General features: G+C 39.6%; 1 protein-coding gene. It reads right to left on the bottom strand.

Annotation, left to right across the window (positions count from 1 at the left end; genetic code table 11):
- Nucleotides 1–897 (bottom strand): Rpn family recombination-promoting nuclease/putative transposase (locus BO222_RS12230; RefSeq protein ID WP_143357043.1); only part of this gene is annotated, 897 nt, incomplete at both ends.

Raw genomic sequence — 897 nt, 5'->3', positions numbered from 1 at the left:
ATCACGATTATCGTAAAGTTCTCTAAGAACGCTCATCTGCTCTCCCTCTTCTTTCTGTTCATTCAGTCTTTTTTGATCAATCCATTCTTCGATTTTATCAGGAACACCTGCTTCGGCTTTCATCACCTTAATTACATCTTCAGGAAATCCAATCACAAGCTGTTCAAATTCTATCAGCAGAGACTCATTATCGCTCTGATTGTCTGATCCATTCTGTTTTGCCTTTGCTTTTCTTTCAAGTTTATGCAGCAGGTCAAACCCAAGTCCCAAATAACGATTGTCTGCGTCTTTACAGGATTCTTTCAGGTCTTCTGGTTCAATGACTACGTAACTTACATCAAAGTGCCTGCCAGACTTATTCCTGGTTAATTCACTGAGTGAGCAAGGCTCATTCCGGGGGCCGTGACGATGATGAAAGACAACTGGGAAAATTTCTGGAAAGTATTCATTGATTTTCTTTGTCTTATTTTTTGCATTCACTTTGGTTTCAGATTCTTTACTTTCGAGCCAGTGGACGGCTTGAGCATAACAGGAATCAAGCATGCGTTTCAGCATATGACCATCACTGTATTTCTGATTTTCCAGAATCAGAGTAAATAAAGCTTCCTTTCCGTTTTCATCCTGATAGACAAACAGAAGGTCATTGCTTCGATCGATGTCTCTTAATGCATCCTTTCCAAGCAGTTTCTGATTTGAATTGCCTAATCTTAATCGTTTTGGATCAATTGGTCCGATCTCATCACCAAATGCAGTTTCAAAAAGATCTGCAGCGCGGGATTTGTTCTGAAAAAATTCATCCAGTGCTTTATCACTTGATTTGTTTCTTGAAGCTGTCTTTGCGTTCCTTCTTTTTGATTTTCTCCTATTTTGTGAGCCTCTTTTTCGGACGTCTCTCTG

Origin of the sequence: Ileibacterium valens, assembly GCF_001945525.1 — a bacterium.
GTDB classification, from domain to species: domain Bacteria; phylum Bacillota_I; class Bacilli_A; order Erysipelotrichales; family Erysipelotrichaceae; genus Ileibacterium; species Ileibacterium valens.
This window is presented reverse-complemented; position numbering and strand designations above follow the sequence as displayed.